Annotated in this window: 17 protein-coding genes and 1 riboswitch; of the genes, 11 read left to right on the top strand and 6 right to left on the bottom strand. The window is 72.5% G+C overall.

Annotation, left to right across the window (positions count from 1 at the left end; genetic code table 11):
* Positions 1 to 32: 32 nt before the first annotated feature.
* Positions 33 to 920: a LysR family transcriptional regulator gene (locus tag AB0H75_RS10415; protein WP_367793651.1), complete on the bottom strand. Its 888-nt coding sequence runs from the start codon at positions 918 to 920 to the stop codon at positions 33 to 35.
* Between the two features lie 70 nt (positions 921 to 990).
* Between AB0H75_RS10415 and AB0H75_RS10410 the strand changes: the two genes are divergently transcribed.
* Positions 991 to 1,698: a class I SAM-dependent methyltransferase gene (locus AB0H75_RS10410; RefSeq protein ID WP_367793648.1), complete on the top strand. Its 708-nt coding sequence runs from the start codon at positions 991 to 993 to the stop codon at positions 1,696 to 1,698.
* Positions 1,699 to 1,985: 287 nt separating this feature from the next.
* A riboswitch (cyclic di-AMP (ydaO/yuaA leader) is annotated at positions 1,986 to 2,143 on the top strand.
* 117 nt (positions 2,144 to 2,260) lie between these two features.
* Here the strand turns inward: AB0H75_RS10410 and AB0H75_RS10405 are convergent.
* Complete coding sequence (locus AB0H75_RS10405; RefSeq protein ID WP_367793645.1) at positions 2,261 to 2,425, bottom strand: hypothetical protein; 165 nt, start codon at positions 2,423 to 2,425, stop codon at positions 2,261 to 2,263.
* Between the two features lie 10 nt (positions 2,426 to 2,435).
* Here AB0H75_RS10405 and AB0H75_RS10400 point away from each other — a divergent pair, with 10 nt between their 5' ends.
* From AB0H75_RS10400 to AB0H75_RS10385, 4 genes are all read left to right on the top strand, one after another.
* On the top strand, positions 2,436 to 2,771 hold the full coding sequence (locus AB0H75_RS10400; RefSeq protein ID WP_367793642.1) for a C40 family peptidase: 336 nt from the start codon (positions 2,436 to 2,438) through the stop codon (positions 2,769 to 2,771).
* A 123-nt stretch (positions 2,772 to 2,894) separates the two neighbouring features.
* A complete protein-coding gene (locus AB0H75_RS10395) occupies positions 2,895 to 3,722 on the top strand; it encodes a hypothetical protein (protein WP_367793639.1) in 828 nt (275 codons plus the stop codon).
* A 13-nt stretch (positions 3,723 to 3,735) separates the two neighbouring features.
* Positions 3,736 to 5,571, top strand: coding sequence for a M48 family metalloprotease (locus AB0H75_RS10390; RefSeq protein WP_367793637.1), 1,836 nt, complete (start codon positions 3,736 to 3,738; stop codon positions 5,569 to 5,571).
* Positions 5,572 to 5,678: 107 nt separating this feature from the next.
* Positions 5,679 to 6,755, top strand: coding sequence for a glycosyltransferase family 4 protein (locus AB0H75_RS10385; protein ID WP_367794222.1), 1,077 nt, complete (start codon positions 5,679 to 5,681; stop codon positions 6,753 to 6,755).
* An 86-nt stretch (positions 6,756 to 6,841) separates the two neighbouring features.
* Here the strand turns inward: AB0H75_RS10385 and AB0H75_RS10380 are convergent, their stop codons facing one another.
* From AB0H75_RS10380 to AB0H75_RS10365, 4 genes are all read right to left on the bottom strand, one after another.
* Positions 6,842 to 7,732, bottom strand: coding sequence for a carbohydrate ABC transporter permease (locus AB0H75_RS10380; RefSeq protein WP_367793634.1), 891 nt, complete (start codon positions 7,730 to 7,732; stop codon positions 6,842 to 6,844).
* Positions 7,729 to 8,604, bottom strand: a complete 876-nt coding sequence (locus tag AB0H75_RS10375) for a carbohydrate ABC transporter permease (RefSeq protein WP_367793631.1) — start codon at positions 8,602 to 8,604, stop codon at positions 7,729 to 7,731. Before AB0H75_RS10375 ends, AB0H75_RS10380 begins: the two co-directional genes overlap by 4 nt.
* A complete protein-coding gene (locus AB0H75_RS10370) occupies positions 8,604 to 9,962 on the bottom strand; it encodes an ABC transporter substrate-binding protein (protein WP_367793629.1) in 1,359 nt (452 codons plus the stop codon). Before AB0H75_RS10370 ends, AB0H75_RS10375 begins: the two co-directional genes overlap by 1 nt.
* A gap of 232 nt (positions 9,963 to 10,194) precedes the next feature.
* Entirely contained in the window at positions 10,195 to 11,943 is a 1,749-nt protein-coding gene (locus tag AB0H75_RS10365; RefSeq protein WP_367793626.1) for a long-chain fatty acid--CoA ligase, read from the bottom strand.
* 138 nt (positions 11,944 to 12,081) lie between these two features.
* Here AB0H75_RS10365 and AB0H75_RS10360 point away from each other — a divergent pair, with 138 nt between their 5' ends.
* The 6 genes from AB0H75_RS10360 (at position 12,082) to AB0H75_RS10335 (ending at position 16,785) form a co-directional block, all read left to right on the top strand.
* Entirely contained in the window at positions 12,082 to 12,849 is a 768-nt protein-coding gene (locus AB0H75_RS10360) for a metallophosphoesterase (protein WP_367793623.1), read from the top strand.
* 21 nt (positions 12,850 to 12,870) lie between these two features.
* Positions 12,871 to 13,308 carry an SRPBCC family protein gene (locus AB0H75_RS10355; protein ID WP_367793620.1) on the top strand — a complete coding sequence of 146 codons (438 nt, stop codon included), beginning with the start codon at positions 12,871 to 12,873 and terminating at the stop codon, positions 13,306 to 13,308.
* Position 13,309: 1 nt separating this feature from the next.
* Positions 13,310 to 14,470, top strand: coding sequence for an ArsA family ATPase (locus tag AB0H75_RS10350; protein ID WP_367793617.1), 1,161 nt, complete (start codon positions 13,310 to 13,312; stop codon positions 14,468 to 14,470).
* A 57-nt stretch (positions 14,471 to 14,527) separates the two neighbouring features.
* Positions 14,528 to 14,992, top strand: coding sequence for a DUF5304 family protein (locus AB0H75_RS10345; RefSeq protein ID WP_367793614.1), 465 nt, complete (start codon positions 14,528 to 14,530; stop codon positions 14,990 to 14,992).
* 14 nt (positions 14,993 to 15,006) lie between these two features.
* On the top strand, positions 15,007 to 15,939 hold the full coding sequence (locus tag AB0H75_RS10340) for an ROK family glucokinase (RefSeq protein ID WP_367793611.1): 933 nt from the start codon (positions 15,007 to 15,009) through the stop codon (positions 15,937 to 15,939).
* A gap of 102 nt (positions 15,940 to 16,041) precedes the next feature.
* Positions 16,042 to 16,785, top strand: a complete 744-nt coding sequence (locus AB0H75_RS10335; protein ID WP_367793609.1) for an endonuclease/exonuclease/phosphatase family protein — start codon at positions 16,042 to 16,044, stop codon at positions 16,783 to 16,785.
* The last annotated feature ends 31 nt before the right edge of the window (positions 16,786 to 16,816 follow it).

The raw sequence follows: 16,816 nt of genomic DNA, 5'->3' as shown, positions 1-16,816 counted from the left end.
GGCGCCCGCCCCAACGAGCCGGCAAAGCACTGTCAGGCGGAGCGCAGGGTGGTGAGGAAGGTGGAGACGGCCGGGGGGCGGTCGGTCGGGGGGAGGGTGGCGGCGAGGACGGTGCGGCGGGGGAGGGCCGGCACGGGGCGCAGGAGCCGGATGTCGGACCGCGCGGCGCCGTATCCCGCGATCGACGGATAGAGCATGACCCCCACCCCGGCCGCCACCAGCCCTTGCCGGCCGTTCCAGTCGTCGCAGACGTGGCTGATGCGCGGCGGCCCGCCCAGCGCCGCCGCCAGCGGGGCGAGCGGCCCGAGGCAGTCGGGATGCGTGCCGTCGATCCAGGGCTCCCCGGCCAGCTCCCGCAGCCGCACCCGCCCGCCCGCCGACGCCAGCGGGTGCGCGGCCGGCAGGGCGACCAGGAGCTCGTCCTCGTGCAGCGGGGTCAGGGTGACGCCCGGGGTGTCCGCCATGTCCCAGGAGGTGAGCAGTGCGAGGTCGGCGGTGCCTTCCAGCACGGCCTCGCACGGGTCGTGCTCGCCGGAGCGCACGGTCAGCGACAGCTCCACCCCGGGATGCCTGGCGGTGAACGCGCGGAAGCGCTCCGGCAGGTACGTCGTCACCGCGCTCGGGAACGCCGACACCCGCACCCGTCCCGCCTCGGCCGTCGCGAAGGCCCGCATCCGGGTCTCGAACAGCCGCACCCCGCGCAGCACCTCCCCGGCCTGCTCCAGCGCCGCCCGTCCGGCGTCGGTCGCCCGGACGCCGCGCGGCAGCCGCTCGAACAGCCGCACCCCCGCACGCCGCTCCAGCGTGGCGATCTGCCGGGACACGGCCGGCTGCGTCATGGACAGCTCCTCGGCCGCCGCCGAGAACGAGCCGAGCCTGCCGACCTCCACCAGAACCCGCAACGACCACAGATCAACCATGCGCCCAGCTTATGGGTTCCATGCCAGACCCGCAGTGGTGCGCATGGGAGCGAACCCGCATGCTCGACGCATGGAGAACCTGGACAACCACCAGCAGGCATGGCTCGACGAGGAGCTGCCGCCGGGCCCGCAACGCGTCCTGGACGCCGGTTGCGGGCGTGGCGAGCTGGCCGCGGCACTCATCCGGCGCGGCCACGAGGTCACCGCGATCGACAGCGCGGCGGAGGCCGTGGCGGCGGCCCGCGCGGCCGGGGTGCCCGCCCTGCGTGCCGACCTGACCGTCCGCGACGGCGCGCCCTTCTACGACGGCGGATCGTACGAAGTGATCGTCATGTCGCTCTCGCTGCACCACATGCACCCGCTCGGCGCGGCACTCGACCACGCGTACGACCTGCTGATACCGGGCGGGACGTTGCTGGTGGACGAGTTCGCGTGGGACTGGGCGGACGCGGCCACCGCCGCCTGGTTCTACGATGCCGGATCGTTGCTGGCCGCCGCCGGCGTGGCGGACTTCCCGCGGGAGGGTGGCGATCCGGCTGGGCGGTGGCGCGCGGCGCACCACGACCATCATCCGGCGGCGGACATGCTGACGGCGCTCGGCGAGCGGTTCGAGGTGGTCAGCCTGCGCCGTGAACCGTACATAACCCGATATATCGGCGGAAAGGTCGTGAACGGTCACACCAAGGTCGTCGAGGAGCTGTGGCGCATCGAGCGTGACCGGCTCGCCGCCGGCGCCCTCGCGGCGACGGGGTTCCGGATGAAGGCGAGAAAGGTGTGACAAAAGTGACGAATGGGACCTTACACCGGGCTGTGCCGCGAATTGTGAGCAGGGTCACATTCGGGTAACAGCGTCTGGTGTTCCAGCAGGGGTTTCGATCCTGACTGGACTTCCTTTCTGATCTTTACAACCTGCCGTTCCCTTTGCCGATCCGTGACCTTTCGGCGTAACTTCTGGCGTCGCGACGGCACGCCATGTCGCCGCGAACCTCCATCGGTCCCCCCGATGTGTGCCAGATACCAATCCGCCGGTCGCGCCCGTACGTCCCCATGCGAACAACCTCAACGGGCGGCGACCTGCCGAATCCGTGCAGCCAGGAGCACGGAGCCGGGGAACCACCGATCCCGTCCCCGGGATCAGGGGTGAATCGGCGCGTATCGCGCCGTAGGGCTACTTCCAGGCCCGAATCCGTCAGCTAACCCGGTAGGCGTTCGTGGAAGCTCCAAGGAGAAATCCTGTCTACCTCCCCGCAGAACCCCCGTCTGTCCCGCCTTGCCCTGAGTGGCGCGGCGCTCACGATGACCGTGACGGCCGGAGGGACGATCCTCCATGCCCCAGCGGCTCAGGCGGCGACGACGAGCGGCTCGGCCGCGGCCTCCACCGTCACCACCACCACCGCCACCACGACCTCCGTGGCCAGGGCCGGCACCGCCGCCAGGTCGGCGAAGGCCAAGGTGAGGTCGGCGAGGACCGCCAGGGCCGCTCGGCAGAAAGCGAGGGCCTTCAAGGCCGTCGCCGTGGCCAAGAAGCAGATCGGTGACCCGTACCGCTACGGCGGCACCGGGCCCGGCTCGTTCGACTGCTCCGGACTCGTCCAGTACGCCTGGAAGAAGGCCGGGGTGAGGCTCCCGCGCGTGGCGAGCAGCCAGTTCGCCCGTATCAGGACGAAGGTCTCCTGGAAGAGGCTCAAGCCGGGTGACCTGATGTTCTTCAGCGGTCTCGGCCACGTCGGCATGTACGTCGGCAAGGGCAAGATGATCCACTCGCCCAGGACGGGCGAGCGGGTACGCATCGACAAGCTGAGCGGATGGCGCAGGTCGTCGTTCGTGGGCGCGGCCCGTCCCGGCGCGTGACAGCGGCCCCGCCACGGCCCCGGAAGGGACCGTGGCGGGGCCGCCCGTCTTCGTCCCCTTTGTCTTCGTCCCCTCTGTCTTCGCCTCTGTCTTCGCCCGGCGCGACTACTACTATCGGGCATCGTGTCCGAGCAGGTGAGCCGACGGGGTGCGGTGACCGCCCTCCTGCTCCTCGCCACCGCCCTCGCCCCGGCCGCGGACGCCCCTCTCACCGGCCCCTCCTCGCCGGTCCCCGGAGCGCGCGGCCTCTGGCCGGGGGAGTCCGTCACCGTCAGGGGAGCGCGGGCCGTGGTCGTCGGGCACGGGACGCCGCCCGCCACGCTCGGCGAGCTGGCGCGCCGGGCCGACACCGCCGCCCTCCGGGTCGCCGACGTCCTCGGCGGGCCGGTGCGTCCGCTGATCGTCGTCCCGCGCTCCGCCGCCGAGGCGGCCCGGCTGGCCGGTACGGGCCCGATCGACGGCCTGGCCGCCCTGGCCGACGGCGACCGGGTGATCGTCGTCCCCGAGGTCTTCGCCCGGCTCAACCCCACCGGCAGGGACGTCGTGCTCGCCCACGAGCTCACCCACGTCGCCGCCGGCACCGACCGGCTGCCGGTCTGGCTCTACGAGGGGTTCGCCGACTACGTCGGCTACCGCGACTCGGGACTGCCCGTACGGGTCGCCGCCGCCGAGCTGGCCGATGAGGTGCGAGCCGGACGCCTGCCCAGCGAATTGCCCGGACCTGCGGCTTTCGCGGCGGACGGGCGGGACCCGGCGCGGCTCGCGCGGGCGTACCAGGAGGCCTGGCTGGCGTGTCGATTCATCGCTGACCGGCTCGGTGAGGGGACCCTGGTACGGCTCTACCGTGCGGCCCAGGTGGTCGGCGTCCATCGGGCGCTCGCCTCGCTGGGGCTCTCCGCGGCCACGCTGACGGCACGGTGGCGCGCGTACATGCGAGAGCAGCTCGCGTAGGAGGGGGAGGCAGATGAGCGAACGGCAGGAGACGGACGACTCCGCGCCCGAGGCGGGCACGCCCGCCGGCGGTGACCGGGCGGACGGCCTGGAACAGGGTCATGGTGGAACCATGGCCGCGACGAAGGACGACGACCACCAAGGGCCCGGCGACGCCCCCGGGTTCGGCGGCGACCCCCGACCGGGCGACCACCTCCGCCCCGGCGACCGCCTCCAACCCGGCGTGCTGCCCGCAGCCGACGCGAAACGGCCCTCCAGCACGGACGGGCCCTCCGGCGCGGAACCCGCTGGGACCGGCGAAAGGGCCGGGACCGAGCAACCCACCGTGACCGGCGACCGAGCCCGGACCGCACAACCCACCCAGGACGGCGACCGGGCCGAGCAGGGCGACCCGGCCGAGGGTGACCGGGCCGAGGGCGACAATCGGGCCGTGGGCAGCGATCGGGCCGGGGGCGGAGAACGAACTGCTGAAGGCGGGGAGCGGGCTGAGAGCGGGGAGCCGGGTGAGGGAGCCGCCGGAGAAGGGCGGCGGACGGACGGGAGCGGGGACCGGGCGGTCAGCGGCGGTCCCGCGTACGACGAGAAGGCCGGCCCGCGCCACCTGCCCGGCGATGCCCGGCTGCGCCGCCAGGCCGCGCTCGCCCTGGCTGCGCTGGCCGCCGTCATCCTGGCGGTGGTCGCGTTCAGCACCCCCTGGCACCTGCTGGACACGGGCCCGCCCGACCCGGCCCGCGACTTCAGGGCCGCCGAGATCGCCCGCTCGCAGGCGTTCGACGCCGCGACGAGCCTGCCGAGCTACATCGCGCTGGCCCTGTCGGTCCTCCTCGCGGCCCTCCTGGTCGCCACCCCGCTCGGCGCCCGGCTGACGGCCTGGCTGCGCGGCCCGTGGTGGCTGCGGGTGATCCTGGGCGTGGTGGTCGTCGTCGCGGTCACCGAGGCGATCCGCTGGCCTCTCGGCATGTGGTTCGAGACGGTCATGCGCGAGTACGGCCTGTCCACCCAGGGCTGGGCGTCGTGGACCGGCGACCGGCTCAAGAACGCGGGGGTGGAGACGTTCCTGCTCGCCCTGATGCTGGTCGTCCTGGTGGCGCTGGCGCGCAGGCTCCGGCGCTGGTGGATCCCGGCGGCGGTGGGGGCGTTCATGCTGACGGTGGCGGCCTCGTTCGTCTACCCCGTGGTGTTCGAGCCGATGTTCAACGACTTCACGCCCATGCGCGAGGGGTCCCTGCGCACGAACCTGCTGGCCATGGCCGAGCGGGACGGCGTCCCGGTCGAGGACGTGCTGGTGGCCGACGCCTCGCGCCGCACGACCGCGCTCAACGCCTACGTCTCCGGCTTCGGGGCCACCCGCCGCATCGTCGTCTTCGACACGCTGCTGCGGGCTCCCCAGCCGGAGGTGGAGCTGGTGGTCGCGCACGAGCTGGGCCACGCCAAGCGCGACGACGTCCTGTACGGCACGCTCATCGGCGGGCTGGGCTCGGCGCTGGGGGCGGTCCTGCTGTTCCTGGTCTTCGGCCCGGTACGCCGCCGCACCGGCGTCACCTCGATCGCCGACCCGCGCGCGGTCGGGGTGGTCATGGGCCTGATGAGCCTGGGCTCCCTGCTCTTCGGCCCCGCCCAGAACGTGGTCAGCCGGCGCATCGAGGCCAGGGCCGACTTCCACTCGCTGGAGCTGACCAGGGATCCGGCGACGTTCGTGGCCATGCAGAAACACCTGGCTGCGGTAAATATTTCCGACTTGTCGCCGGATGCGGTGGAATATGTGCTCTATGCCTCTCATCCCTCCGGTCCCGAGCGCATCGCCATGGCCCGCTCGTGGGCGAGACTGAACGGCGTCCCCGTGCCGTGACCCGTGCCGTGAACCGTGCCGTGACCCGTGCCGTGACCCGTGCCGTGCCCCGTGTCGCGACCGGCGCGGCGGCAGGCGCGGAGACCGACACGGGGGCGGCGGCCAGGGTGGTCGTCGTCACCAACGACTTCCCGCCCAGGCCGGGCGGGATCCAGTCGTTCGTGCACGGGCTCGCGCTCCGCACGCCGGGCGTGGCGGTCTACGCCCCGGCCTGGCCGGGGTGCGAGGAGTTCGACCGGCGCCAGCCGTACCCGGTGGTGCGGCACCCGACCCGGCTCATGCTGCCGACCCCCGACGTGGCGCGCCGCGCCGCCCGGCTGGTGGCCGAGCACGGCGCGCGGACCGTCGTCTTCGGGGCGGCGGCGCCGCTCGGCCTGCTCGCGCCGCACCTGCGCCGGGCCGGCGCGCGGCGGGTGGTGATGCTCACCCACGGCCACGAGGCGTCGTGGGCGAGCGCGCCGGGCTTCCGCGCCGTGCTGCGCAGGATCGGCGAGCACGCGGACGTGGTGACCTACCTCGGCGACTACACCCGCCGCCGCCTGGAGGCCGCCGTCGCGCCGGGCAAGCTGGTCCGGCTGGCCCCGGGCGTGGACGCCGGGCAGTTCCATCCCGGCGTTCCCCCGGCCGAGCCGGAGCTGGCGGGCCGCCCGGTGGTGGCCTGCGTGTCGCGGCTGGTGCCGCGCAAGGGCCAGGACCAGCTCATCAGGGCCTGGCCCCGGGTGCTGCGGGCGGTGCCCGACGCCGTCCTGCTGCTCGTGGGCGGCGGCCCGTACCGGAAGAAGCTGGAGCGGCTGGCCGGCGGGCACCCCTCCATCCGCTTCACCGGGACCGTCCCGGCGGCGAGCCTGCCGGGCTACTACGCCGCCGCCGACGTGTTCGCGATGCCGTGCCGCACCCGCTGGAACGGCGTGGACGTCGAAGGGCTCGGTATCGTGTTCCTGGAGGCGTCGGCCACGGGGCTGCCCGTGATCGCCGGGGCGTCGGGCGGCGCGCCGGACGCCGTCCGTCCCGGCGAGACCGGCCTGCTGGTGGACGGCGAGAGCCCCGGCGACATCGCCCAGGCCGTCATCGAGCTGCTGACCGACCCGGACAAGGCGCGCAAGATGGGCGCGAGCGGCCGCGACTGGATCACCCGCGCATGGACGTGGGACCAGGTGGCCGCCCGCTTCCGTGCCCTCCTCTGACCGTGCCCTCCTCTGACCGTGCCCTCCTCTGACCGTGCCTTCTTCTGACCGTGCCTTCTTCTGATCGGCTCGCCCTCCTCCGGCGGTTACCCCTTCGTCGCGCCCAGCGTCAGCCCGGCCACGAACTGCTTGTGCAGGAGCTGGAAGACGACCAGCGTCGGCAGCGCCACCAGCACCGCCCCGGCGGCCAGCAGGTTGTAGTCGGTGAAGAACTGGCCGCGCAGGTTGTTCAGCGCCGAGGTCACGGGCAGCTTGTCGCCCGAGGACATCAGCACCAGCGCCCACAGGAAGTCGTTGTACATCCAGGTGAACTGCAGCGTGGCCAGCGCCGCCAGCACCGGCCGGCACAGCGGCAGCGTCAGCCGCCAGTAGCGTTTCCACACCCCGGCCCCGTCCACCAGCGCCGCCTCGGTGATCTCCTCCGGGATCGTGCGCATGAAGTTGGCCAGCACGAAGACGCAGAAGCCGAACTGGAACGCCACGTGGATGAGGATCAGCCCCAGGTAGGAGTCGTACAGCGACTGCGAGTCCGACAGCCAGGCCGGCAGCGGGATCAGCGTGTAGAGGGTGTAGAGCGGGGTGATGAGCACCTGCGGCGGCAGCAGGTTGCCGGCGGTGAACACGATCAGCAGCGCCCGGCGGCCGGGGATGCGCAGCCGCGCGATCGCGAACGCCGTGAACGAGGCCAGCAGCAGCGTGACCACCAGCGCGGGAGCCACGATGATCAGCGTGTTGAGGTAGTAGCGGGGCAGCTCGGCCTGGCTCCACGCCTCGCCGTAGTAGTCGAGCGTCAGGTGCTCGGGCAGCGAGAGGTAGCCGAGGCGGGCGGTCTCGTCGTACGGCCGCAGCGACGCGTACACCGCCAGGGCGAGCGGCAGCAGCCACCCCAGCGCCACCAGCGCGAGGAACGCGTGCAGCAGCACCCGCAGCGGTCGTACCCGCGCCCGTGCCCGGGGCGGGGCCGTGCCGGCCGTCATCGCTCCTCCCCGCGGAAGAGCTGCGACAGGTACGTCACGATGAACCCCAGCGAGATCGCCAGCAGGATCACCGCGATCGCCGAGCCGAACCCGATCCGGCTCGCCTCGCCCACGATGTTCTCGGTGACCAGCACCGACAGCAGCTCCAGCCCGTTCCTGCCCTTGTTGATGGCGTAGACGATGTCGAAGGCCCGCAGCGCCTCGATCACCGTGATCACCAGCACGATCACGTTGACCGGCCGCAGCGTCGGGAAGACCACCCGGAAGAACGTCTGCCGCTCGTCGGCGCCGTCGATGGCCGCCGCCTCCTTCAGCGCCGGATCGACGGCCTTGAGCCCGGCCAGGTAGATGATCATGACGTAGCCGACGTGCCGCCAGCCCGCCGCGACCATCACCACCCAGATGTTGACGGCCCGGTCGCCGAGCCAGTCCACGTGCAGCCCGGTCACCGCGTTGAGCACGCCGTAGTCGGAGGACAGGACGAGCTGGGCGATGAACCCCACGACGGCCAGCGACAGCACGACCGGCATGTAGAGCGCGCTCTGGTAGAAGCGCGACATCCGCAGTCGCCGGTCCAGCAGCACCGCGCAGAACAGCCCGAACGGCGTGGCGATCAGCCCGAGGAAGCCCAGCCACAACACGTTGTTGCGGACGGCCGACCAGAACGGCGGGTACGTGGTGGCCAGATCGTGGTAGTTCCGGCCGCCGATCCACTCGATCGGGCCGATGCCGTTCCAGTCGGTGGCCGACAGGCCGATGCTGGCCAGCGTGGGCCCCCAGACGAGGCCCACGTTGACGACGATGGCCACCCCCAGCCCGGCGACCAGGATGGTCACGTCGCGGGCGGAGTAGCGACGGGTCTTGACGGCCATCAGCGGAAGATGGTGGCCTTCTGCTTCTCGATGCCGGCCAGTAACGAGTCGATCTCGTCCGGTTTGCCGACGAACGACTGCAGCGACGGGATCATCACGGTGGAGGCGAAGTCGGGGCGCGTGTCGCGGTCGAGGAACTGGGCGATGTGCGTGGCCTGCGATACCAGCTCCGCGCCGCGCTTCTGCAGGGCGCTGTAGCCGGAGGTGTCGGCCTTGGAGTTGGAGGCCAGCGTGCCTGGGTCCAGCTTGGTGGCGATGTTCTGGGAGGCGGCCTGGGCCAGGTGCTTCAGCAGCGCCTTGGCGCCGTCCACGTTCCTGGCCTTGGCCGAGATCATGTAGCCGTCGATGGGGGCGTCGATCGAGTCGGTGCCGAAGGCCGGGTTGATCTCGGGGAAGGTGAAGAAGTCGAGGTCGTCGCGGTCGGCCTCGGGGAACTGCTGGGCGACGAACATGCCGAGCAGGTACATCCCGGTCTTCTTCTGCGCCAGCGACTGCGCGGCCTCCTGCCAGGTGCGGCCCAGCGCCGCCGGCTGGTGGTACTCCATCAGCCCCCGCCAGGTGTCGAACACCTGCCGGACCTTCGGGTCGGTCCACGACTGCTTGCCCTGCATGAGCTGGATGTGGAAGTCGTAGCCGTTCGTGCGCATGTTGAGGATGTCGAACGTGCCCATGGCCGGCCAGCCGTCCTTGTCGGCGAAGGCGATCGGGATCAGCCCGTCGGCCTTCATCTTCCTGGCCAGCGCGGTGAACTCGTCCAGCGTCCTCGGCGGCTGGTAGCCCTTCTCCTGCCAGACGCTCTTGCGGTAGAAGACCGCCCACGGGTAGTAGGTGGACGGGACGAAGTACTGCTTGCCGTCCACACCGGTCGACTGGTCCCTGAACGCCTTCGTGTAGTCGCCGCCGATCTCGCGCCACACGTCGGAGACGTCGAGCGCGAGGCCCTGCTCGGCGAAGAACTGCATGCGGTAGCCCGCGAACCAGGAGAACACGTCGTCCGGCGTGCCCCTGAGGTAGCGGTTGATGTTCTCCTGGAACGTGTTGTGGTCCACAGTGTTGATCTTGACCGTGGCCTGCGTGAACGTCTTGACCTGGGCTTCCAGGGACTTCTTCGGGACCTCGTCGGAGGCGTTCGAGCCGAAGGTCACCGTCCCGAGGCCGCCGGAGGACGAGCCGCCGGTGGCGGGGGCGTCCTGGCCGGAACCGCATCCGGCCAGAACGGCGGGCACGCCGAACGCGGCGGCTCCGAGGAAGAGGGAACGGCGCGACAGCGGCGGCAGGGCGCGGGGCGGGACGGCACGGGGCGGCAGGGCGCGGGGCGGGACTGGGGTGGGGCGGGGCGACGGCGACCGTTGGTCCATGGGAGGTTCCTCCTACTGAAACCTTCAGATTCCCCCGACTTCGCTCACTTTCATTCATCGAAAAGCCAAAATTTCCGACTTGTCAAAGCACGGTTTCGTGACGAAGCCCCGGCACCGCAGCTCGCGGCCGCCCGCCGTCAGGGGCGACCGCTGTCGGAACGTGTTCGACTGCCGCCCGTCCCAGGGCGGCGCTCCCGGCCGCTCCCGGCCGCTCCCGGCCCTCCCGCCCCGGTCAGCGGGCGGCGTAGAGCTGCTCGATCTGGTCGGCGAAGTCCCGCAGGACGAGGTTGCGCTTGACCTTGAGCGTCGGCGTCAGGTGGCCGCTCTCCTCGGTGATGTCCCGGTCGAGGATCACGAACTTCTTGATCTGCTCGGCCTTGGACACCGACAGGTTCGCCCTGTCCACCGCCGCCTGCACCCCCGCCCGCACCTCGGGGTCGTCGCGCAGCTCGGCGAGGGTGCGCCCGGCGGGCACGGCCTCCGGGTCCAGGGTGACGAGCGCGGCCACGAACGGCCGCCCGTCGCCGATGACCATCGCCTGGGAGACGAGCGGGTGGGCGCGCAGGAGGTCCTCCAGGGGGCCGGGCGCGACGTTCTTGCCGGCGGCCGTCACCAGGATCTCCTTCTTGCGCCCGGTGATCCGCAGGTAGCCGTCGGAGTCCAGCTCGCCGACGTCGCCGGTGTGGTAGAAGCCCTCGGAGTCGACGGCGTCGGCGGTGGCGGCGTCGTTCTTCCAGTAGCCGGCGAAGACGTTGCGGCCCCTGGCCAGGACCTCGCCGTCCGCGCCGATGCGCAGCGTGACGCCGGGCAGCGGCTTGCCCACGGTGCCGATCTTGTTGGCGCCCGGCATGTTGACCGAGCACGGCGCGGAGGTCTCGGTCAGGCCGTAGCCCTCGAAGACCTCGATGCCGACGCCCCTGAAGAAGTGGCCCAGCCGCTCGCCCAGCGCCGAGCCGCCGGACACGGCGGCCGTCAGCCGCCCGCCGGTCGCGGCCCGCAGCTTGGCGTAGACCAGCCGGTCGAAGACGGCCTTCTGCAGCCGCAGCTTCAGCGGCGCGCCCCCCGAGCTCTCGGCGCGGCTCCAGGCCACGGCCACCTCCACCGCGCGGGCGAAGATCCTGCCCTTGCCGCCCGCGATGGCCTTCTGCTCGGCCCCGTTGTAGACCTTCTCGAACACGCGCGGCACGCCCAGCAGGAACGTCGGCCGGAAGTCCTGGAGGTCGGGGGCGACGTTCTTCATGTTGGGGGTGTGCGCCATGACCGCGCCGGCCTCGATGAGCACGACCTGGATCATCCGCGCGAAGATGTGCGCCAGCGGCAGGAACAGCAGCGCCGCCGGGTCCTTGCGGGAGAACAGCGGCTCCAGCGGCCCCCGCAGCACGTTGAGCGCGGTGAACAGCAGGTTGTCGTGGGTGATCCTGCAGCCCTTGGGGCGGCCCGTGGTGCCGGAGGTGTAGACGACCGTGGCCAGGTCGGCGGCGCAGACCCGGCCGCGCCGCTCGTCCACCTCGGCGGCGGGCACGTCGCCGCCCTCCGGCGGGGCGTCGATGCGCCAGACGGCCTTCAGCTCGGGCGCCGCCTCGCGCACGGTCTCCTCGTGCGCGTCCAGCTCCACGAACGCGGCCTTGGCCTCGCTGTCGGACAGGATCCAGCGCACCTGGTCGGCCGAGGAGGTCTCGTAGATCGGCACGGTGACCGCGCCGATCGACCAGAGGGCGTAGTCGACGAGCGTCCACTCGTAGCGGGTGCGCGACATCAGCGCCACCCGGTCGCCGTGCTCCACGCCCGCCGCGATCAGCCCCCTGGCCACCGACACGACCTGGTCGCGGAAGTCCGCGGCGGTGACCGCCGGCCACCCGGCGCCGGTCCTGCGGCGCATGACGACCGCGCCTGGCTCCTGCTCGGCCCGCCGGAAGACGGTGTCGGCCAGGCAGGCCGAGGCAGGCACGTCGACCAGGACCGGGACGCTGTACTCGCGCACGAATCAACTCCTCTTCGAAGGACGCCTGGACGTTACCGCGTTAAGTTACCTACCGGTAGCCGACCGGGCACCGTCGTCATTGAGGCGTTATGAAGGGCGTTCACCACGCTAGCAGCCACCACTCGTAGGATTTCCTCCATGCGGGTCCATGTGGTGAGCGACGTCCACGGCAGGGCCGACGCCCTGGCGACGGCGGGGGCGGGCGCCGACGCGCTGATCTGCCTCGGCGACCTGATCCTGTTCATCGACTACGACGACCACGCGCAGGGCATCTTCGCCGACCTGTTCGGCCCGGAGAAGGCCGCCGAGTTCATCGGCCTGCGCACGGCCAAGCGGTTCGACGAGGCCAGGGCCATGTCGGCGGCGTTGTGGGCCACGCTCGGCGGCGACCCGCGCGAGCACATCGAGCGCAACGTCCGCGCCCAGTACGCCGCCCTGTTCGCCGCCATGCCCACCCCCGCCTACCTCACCTACGGCAACGTCGACCTGCCCGGCCTGTGGGCCGACTACCTGCGCCCCGGCCACCGAGTGCTCGACGGGGAGAGCGTGGAGATCGGCGGGCTGCGGTTCGGGTTCGTGGGCGGCGGGCTCAGGACGCCCTACCGCACGCCGTACGAGATCAGCGACGAGGAGTACGCCGCCAAGGTCGAGGCCGTCGGCGAGGTGGACGTGCTGTGCTGCCACATCCCGCCGGCCGTGCCCGAGCTGCTCTACGACGTCGTGGCCAGGCGCTTCGAGCGCGGCAGCGAGGCCACGCTGGAGGCCATCAGGCGCACCCAGCCCCGCTACGCCCTCTTCGGCCACGTGCACAACCCGCTGCACTCCCGTGCGCGCGTGGGACGTACTGAATGTGTGAACGTGGGCCATTTCCGGGGGAAGGGTGTTCCGTTCATCCTCGAATGGTGAACTGCCCGGTACGGTATCCCCATGGCTGATCGCACCACTTCGAGCATCACCATCGACGCCGATCGCGCCGACGTCATGGCGGTCATCGCCGACTTCCCCGCCTACCCGGAGTGGGCCGGGTCCATCAAGAGCGCGGAGGTCCTCGGCGCCGGCGACGACGGCCGGGCGCGTACCGTCCGCTTCGTCCTGGACGCCGGGATGATCAGCGACACCTACACCCTCGGCTACACCTGGGACGGCGACGACGGCGTGAGCTGGGAGGTGACCGAGCCGGGCAAGATGGTCTCCCAGCTGCGCGGGAGTTACCGCCTGGCCGCCGCGGGCAGGGGCACCGGCGTGACGTACGAGCTGGCCGTCGATCTCAGCGTGCCGATGATCGGCATGATCAAGCGCAAGGCCGAGAAGGTGATCGTGGACACCGCGCTCAAGGGCCTCAAGAAGCGCGTCGAAGGCCGCTGAGATGAGCCCCCGGGTCCTGCTGTTCACCGGCAAGGGCGGCGTGGGCAAGACCACCGCCGCGGCGGCCACCGCCACGCTGGCCGCCGGCCGTGGCCTCAAGACGCTCGTCGTCTCCACCGACACCGCCCACTCGCTGGCCGACGCGCTCGCCGCCGAGCCCGGCGAGGTGGCCCCCGGCCTGCACCTGCACCAGGTCGACACGCAGCGGACGCTGGAGCGCCACTGGGGCGAGCTGCAGGACTACGCCAGAGGCGTGCTGACCGAGCTGGGCCTGGACGAGATCACCTCCGAGGAGATCACCGTCCTGCCCGGCGCCGAGGAGGTCATCGCCCTGCTGGAGCTGCGCGAGCACGCCCGCTCCGGCCGCTGGGACGTCATCGTCGTCGACTGCGCGCCCACCGCCGAGACGCTGCGGCTGCTGGCCCTGCCCGAGGCGCTCGACTGGCACGTCAGCAGGCTCATGCCGGTCGGCCGCCGGCTGGTGCGGCTGGTCGCGCCGTTCACCCGGGCCGTGGCCAGGATCAGCGCGCCCGGAGAGGACGTGCTGAGCGCCGGCGAGCGCTTCCACCGCGGCCTCAAGCAGGTGCGCGAGCTGCTCACCGGCGACCACGCCTCCGTCCGGCTCGTGCTCACCCCCGAGTCGGTGGTGCTGGCCGAGGCCCGCCGCACCCTCACCTCGCTCAACCTGTACGGCTACCGCGTGGACGCGGTGATCGCCAACCGCGTCTTCCCGCCCGGCGGCGCCGACGAGTGGCGCGCCCAATGGGTGGCGGCGCAGTCGCGGCTGTTGGCCGAGGCGGAGCAGTCGTTCGCGCCGCTGCCCGTCCACGTCGTCCCCTACCTGCCCGCCGAGCCCGTCGGCAGGGACGCGCTGGCCGGGCTGGGCTCGCGGCTCTACGGCGAGGCCGACCCGTTCGCGCCGCCCGCCGCCCCGCCGCCGCTGCGGATGAGCGCCGACGAGCTGAGCCTCGACCTGCCCGGCGCCGACCGCGGCGACGTGGACCTGGCCCGCAAGGGCGACGAGCTGATCGTCACCGCGGGCCCGTACCGCAGGATCCTGGCCCTGCCCGTGGCGCTGGCCCGCAGGAAGATCAGCGGGGCGTCGCTGCGCGACGGCGTCCTGCGGGTAGCGTTCAGCCCGGGGAGCGAATCCGGCAGCTGAGGAGTTGAGGAGGATGAGCGACCCCGAAGGCAGGGCCGCCGGTACAGGGAGGGCCAGATGACCGAGAGCAACCACGACAGGGATCCGATCGGCAGCGTCGCCGACGAGGCGCGCAAGCTGTTCGAGTCCATCCAGGGGCGGGCCACGCGCCAGGTCGGCCGGACGGTGTTCAACTCGTTCACCGGCGGGCCGCGCCGGGAGCGCGACGTGTGGGAGGAGGCGGTGTCCGACCACCACGACGAGTACGTCTGCCGGGCCTGCCCCCTCTGCCGGGCGATCGCGGCGCAGCGCGAGTCGGGCCGGGAGGCCGGCGCCGACGTGACCGGCCACCTGGTGGCCGCCGGCGGCGAGCTGTTCGCGGCCTTCCGGGGCGCGCTCGACGCGTTCAGCCGGCCCGCCCCCCGCGGCACCGGCTCCCATGACACCGGCTCCCGTGACACCGGCTCCCGTGACACCGGTGCTGAGAGGCGGCCGGACGACGGCGCCCGCCGCGACGGCGTGGAACACATAGATCTGGGATAGGGAGAACGAGGGGCATGCTCACGATCGGTGTCGACATCGGCGGGACCAAGGTCGCCGCGGGTGTGGTCGACGACCAGGGAAAGATCGTCGAACACACGCTGCGGCCCACCGCCGCCGACCGTCCGGACGTGGTGGCCGAGACGGTGGCCGACGTCGTTCGCGAGCTGTCCGAGGGCCGGCGGATCGAGGCGGTCGGGGTGGGCGCGGCCGGGTTCGTGGATGAGACCCGCTCGATCGTGCGCTTCGCCCCCAACCTCGCCTGGCGCGAGGAGCCGCTGCAGAAGAAGATCAGCGACCTGGTCGGCCTGCCCGTCGTGATCGAGAACGACGCCAACGCCATGGCCTGGGGCGAGACCAGGTTCGGCGCCGGGCGCGGCCAGTCCCACGTGGTCTGCGTGACGCTCGGCACCGGCATCGGCGGCGGCCTGGTCTTCGACGGCGCGCTCTACCGGGGCCGCTGGGGCATGGGCGCCGAGCTGGGCCACATGCAGGTGGTGCCGGGCGGCCGCCCGTGCGGCTGCGGCAACATCGGCTGCTGGGAGCAGTACGCCAGCGGCCAGGCCCTGGTCAAGGAGGCCAGGGAGCGGGCCGAGGCCGAGCCGGAGCGGGCCTCGATCCTGCTCGGGCTGGCCGGCGGCCGGATCGAGGGCGAGGAGGTCACCGAGGCCGCCCGCCGCGGCGACGAGGTGTCGCTGGCCGCCTTCGCCTCCTTCGCCGAATGGCTCGGCCAGGGCATGGCCGACCTGGTCGCGGTGCTCGACCCCGGCTGCTTCATCGTCGGCGGCGGCGTCTCCAGGGCCGCCGACCTGTTCATCGACCGCGCCCGCGAGGTTTTCGCGAGCCGGCTCACCGGCCACGGGCACCGGCCGGTCGCCGAGATCCGCCTGGCCGAGCTGGGCGCCTCGGCCGGCGTGGTGGGCGCCGCCGACCTGGCCCGGCAGCGCTAGCGGCCGGCACGGGGACGCGGGCAAGACACGGACACGGACACGGACACGGACACGGACACGGACACGGAAACGGGCACGGACACGGGGGCGCGGGGGCGGCACGTGAGCGTTCGGATCGGCACGTACAACCTGCACGGGCTGCGCGACAGCCGGCCCGAGCTCATCAAGACGATCACCGCCCTGCGGGCCGACGTGCTGTGCGTGCAGGAGATGCCGAAGTTCGGCCGGTGGCGGGCCAGGCGCCGCGCGCTGGCCGACGCGGCCGGGATGCGGCTGGCCACGCCCGGCCGGATCGGCGGCGTGGCCGTGCTGACCGGGCCGGGCGTGCGGGTGCTGGAGGCGCGCGGCCACGCGTTGCGGGTCTTCCTCGGGCTGGAGGCGCGCGGGCTGGCGGTTGCCGTGGTGGAGGCCGGCGGGACGCGGCTGGCGGTCGGCTCTCTCCACCTCGACCTCAGCCATCCGGCCCGGATGTACCACGTGGCCGAGGCGATGGCGCTGATGGAGCGGGCGGCGGCCCCGTACGGGGCGGCGATCGTGCTCGGCGGCGACCTCAACGAGCAGCCGCACCAGCCGGTCTGGCGCTACCTGACCCGGCGGCTGGCCGACGCCTGCGCGCCGGGCCCGGGGGAGGGCGGGCCGACGTTCCCGGCCGGGCGGCCCTCGGCGCGCATCGACGGGCTGTTCGTCACGCCGGGGACGCGGGTGGTCTCGTGCGGGACGGCGGCCGGCGTCGCCGACCCGGCCGCGGCCAGCGACCACCTGCCCGTGCTGGCGGAGCTGCGGTTCGGGCGGGCCGCCGGGCCGGAGTCGGGCACCGGCGGGCGGGCGGGGCCGATCAGCCCGTAGCATTTGCTCATGACCCGTCGCTCTCAGCGGC

The organism is Nonomuraea sp. NPDC050783, from assembly GCF_040802095.1.
Lineage (GTDB): Bacteria > Actinomycetota > Actinomycetes > Streptosporangiales > Streptosporangiaceae > Nonomuraea.
Note: the sequence above shows the minus strand (reverse complement) of the source record. Positions and strands in the feature narration are given on the sequence as shown.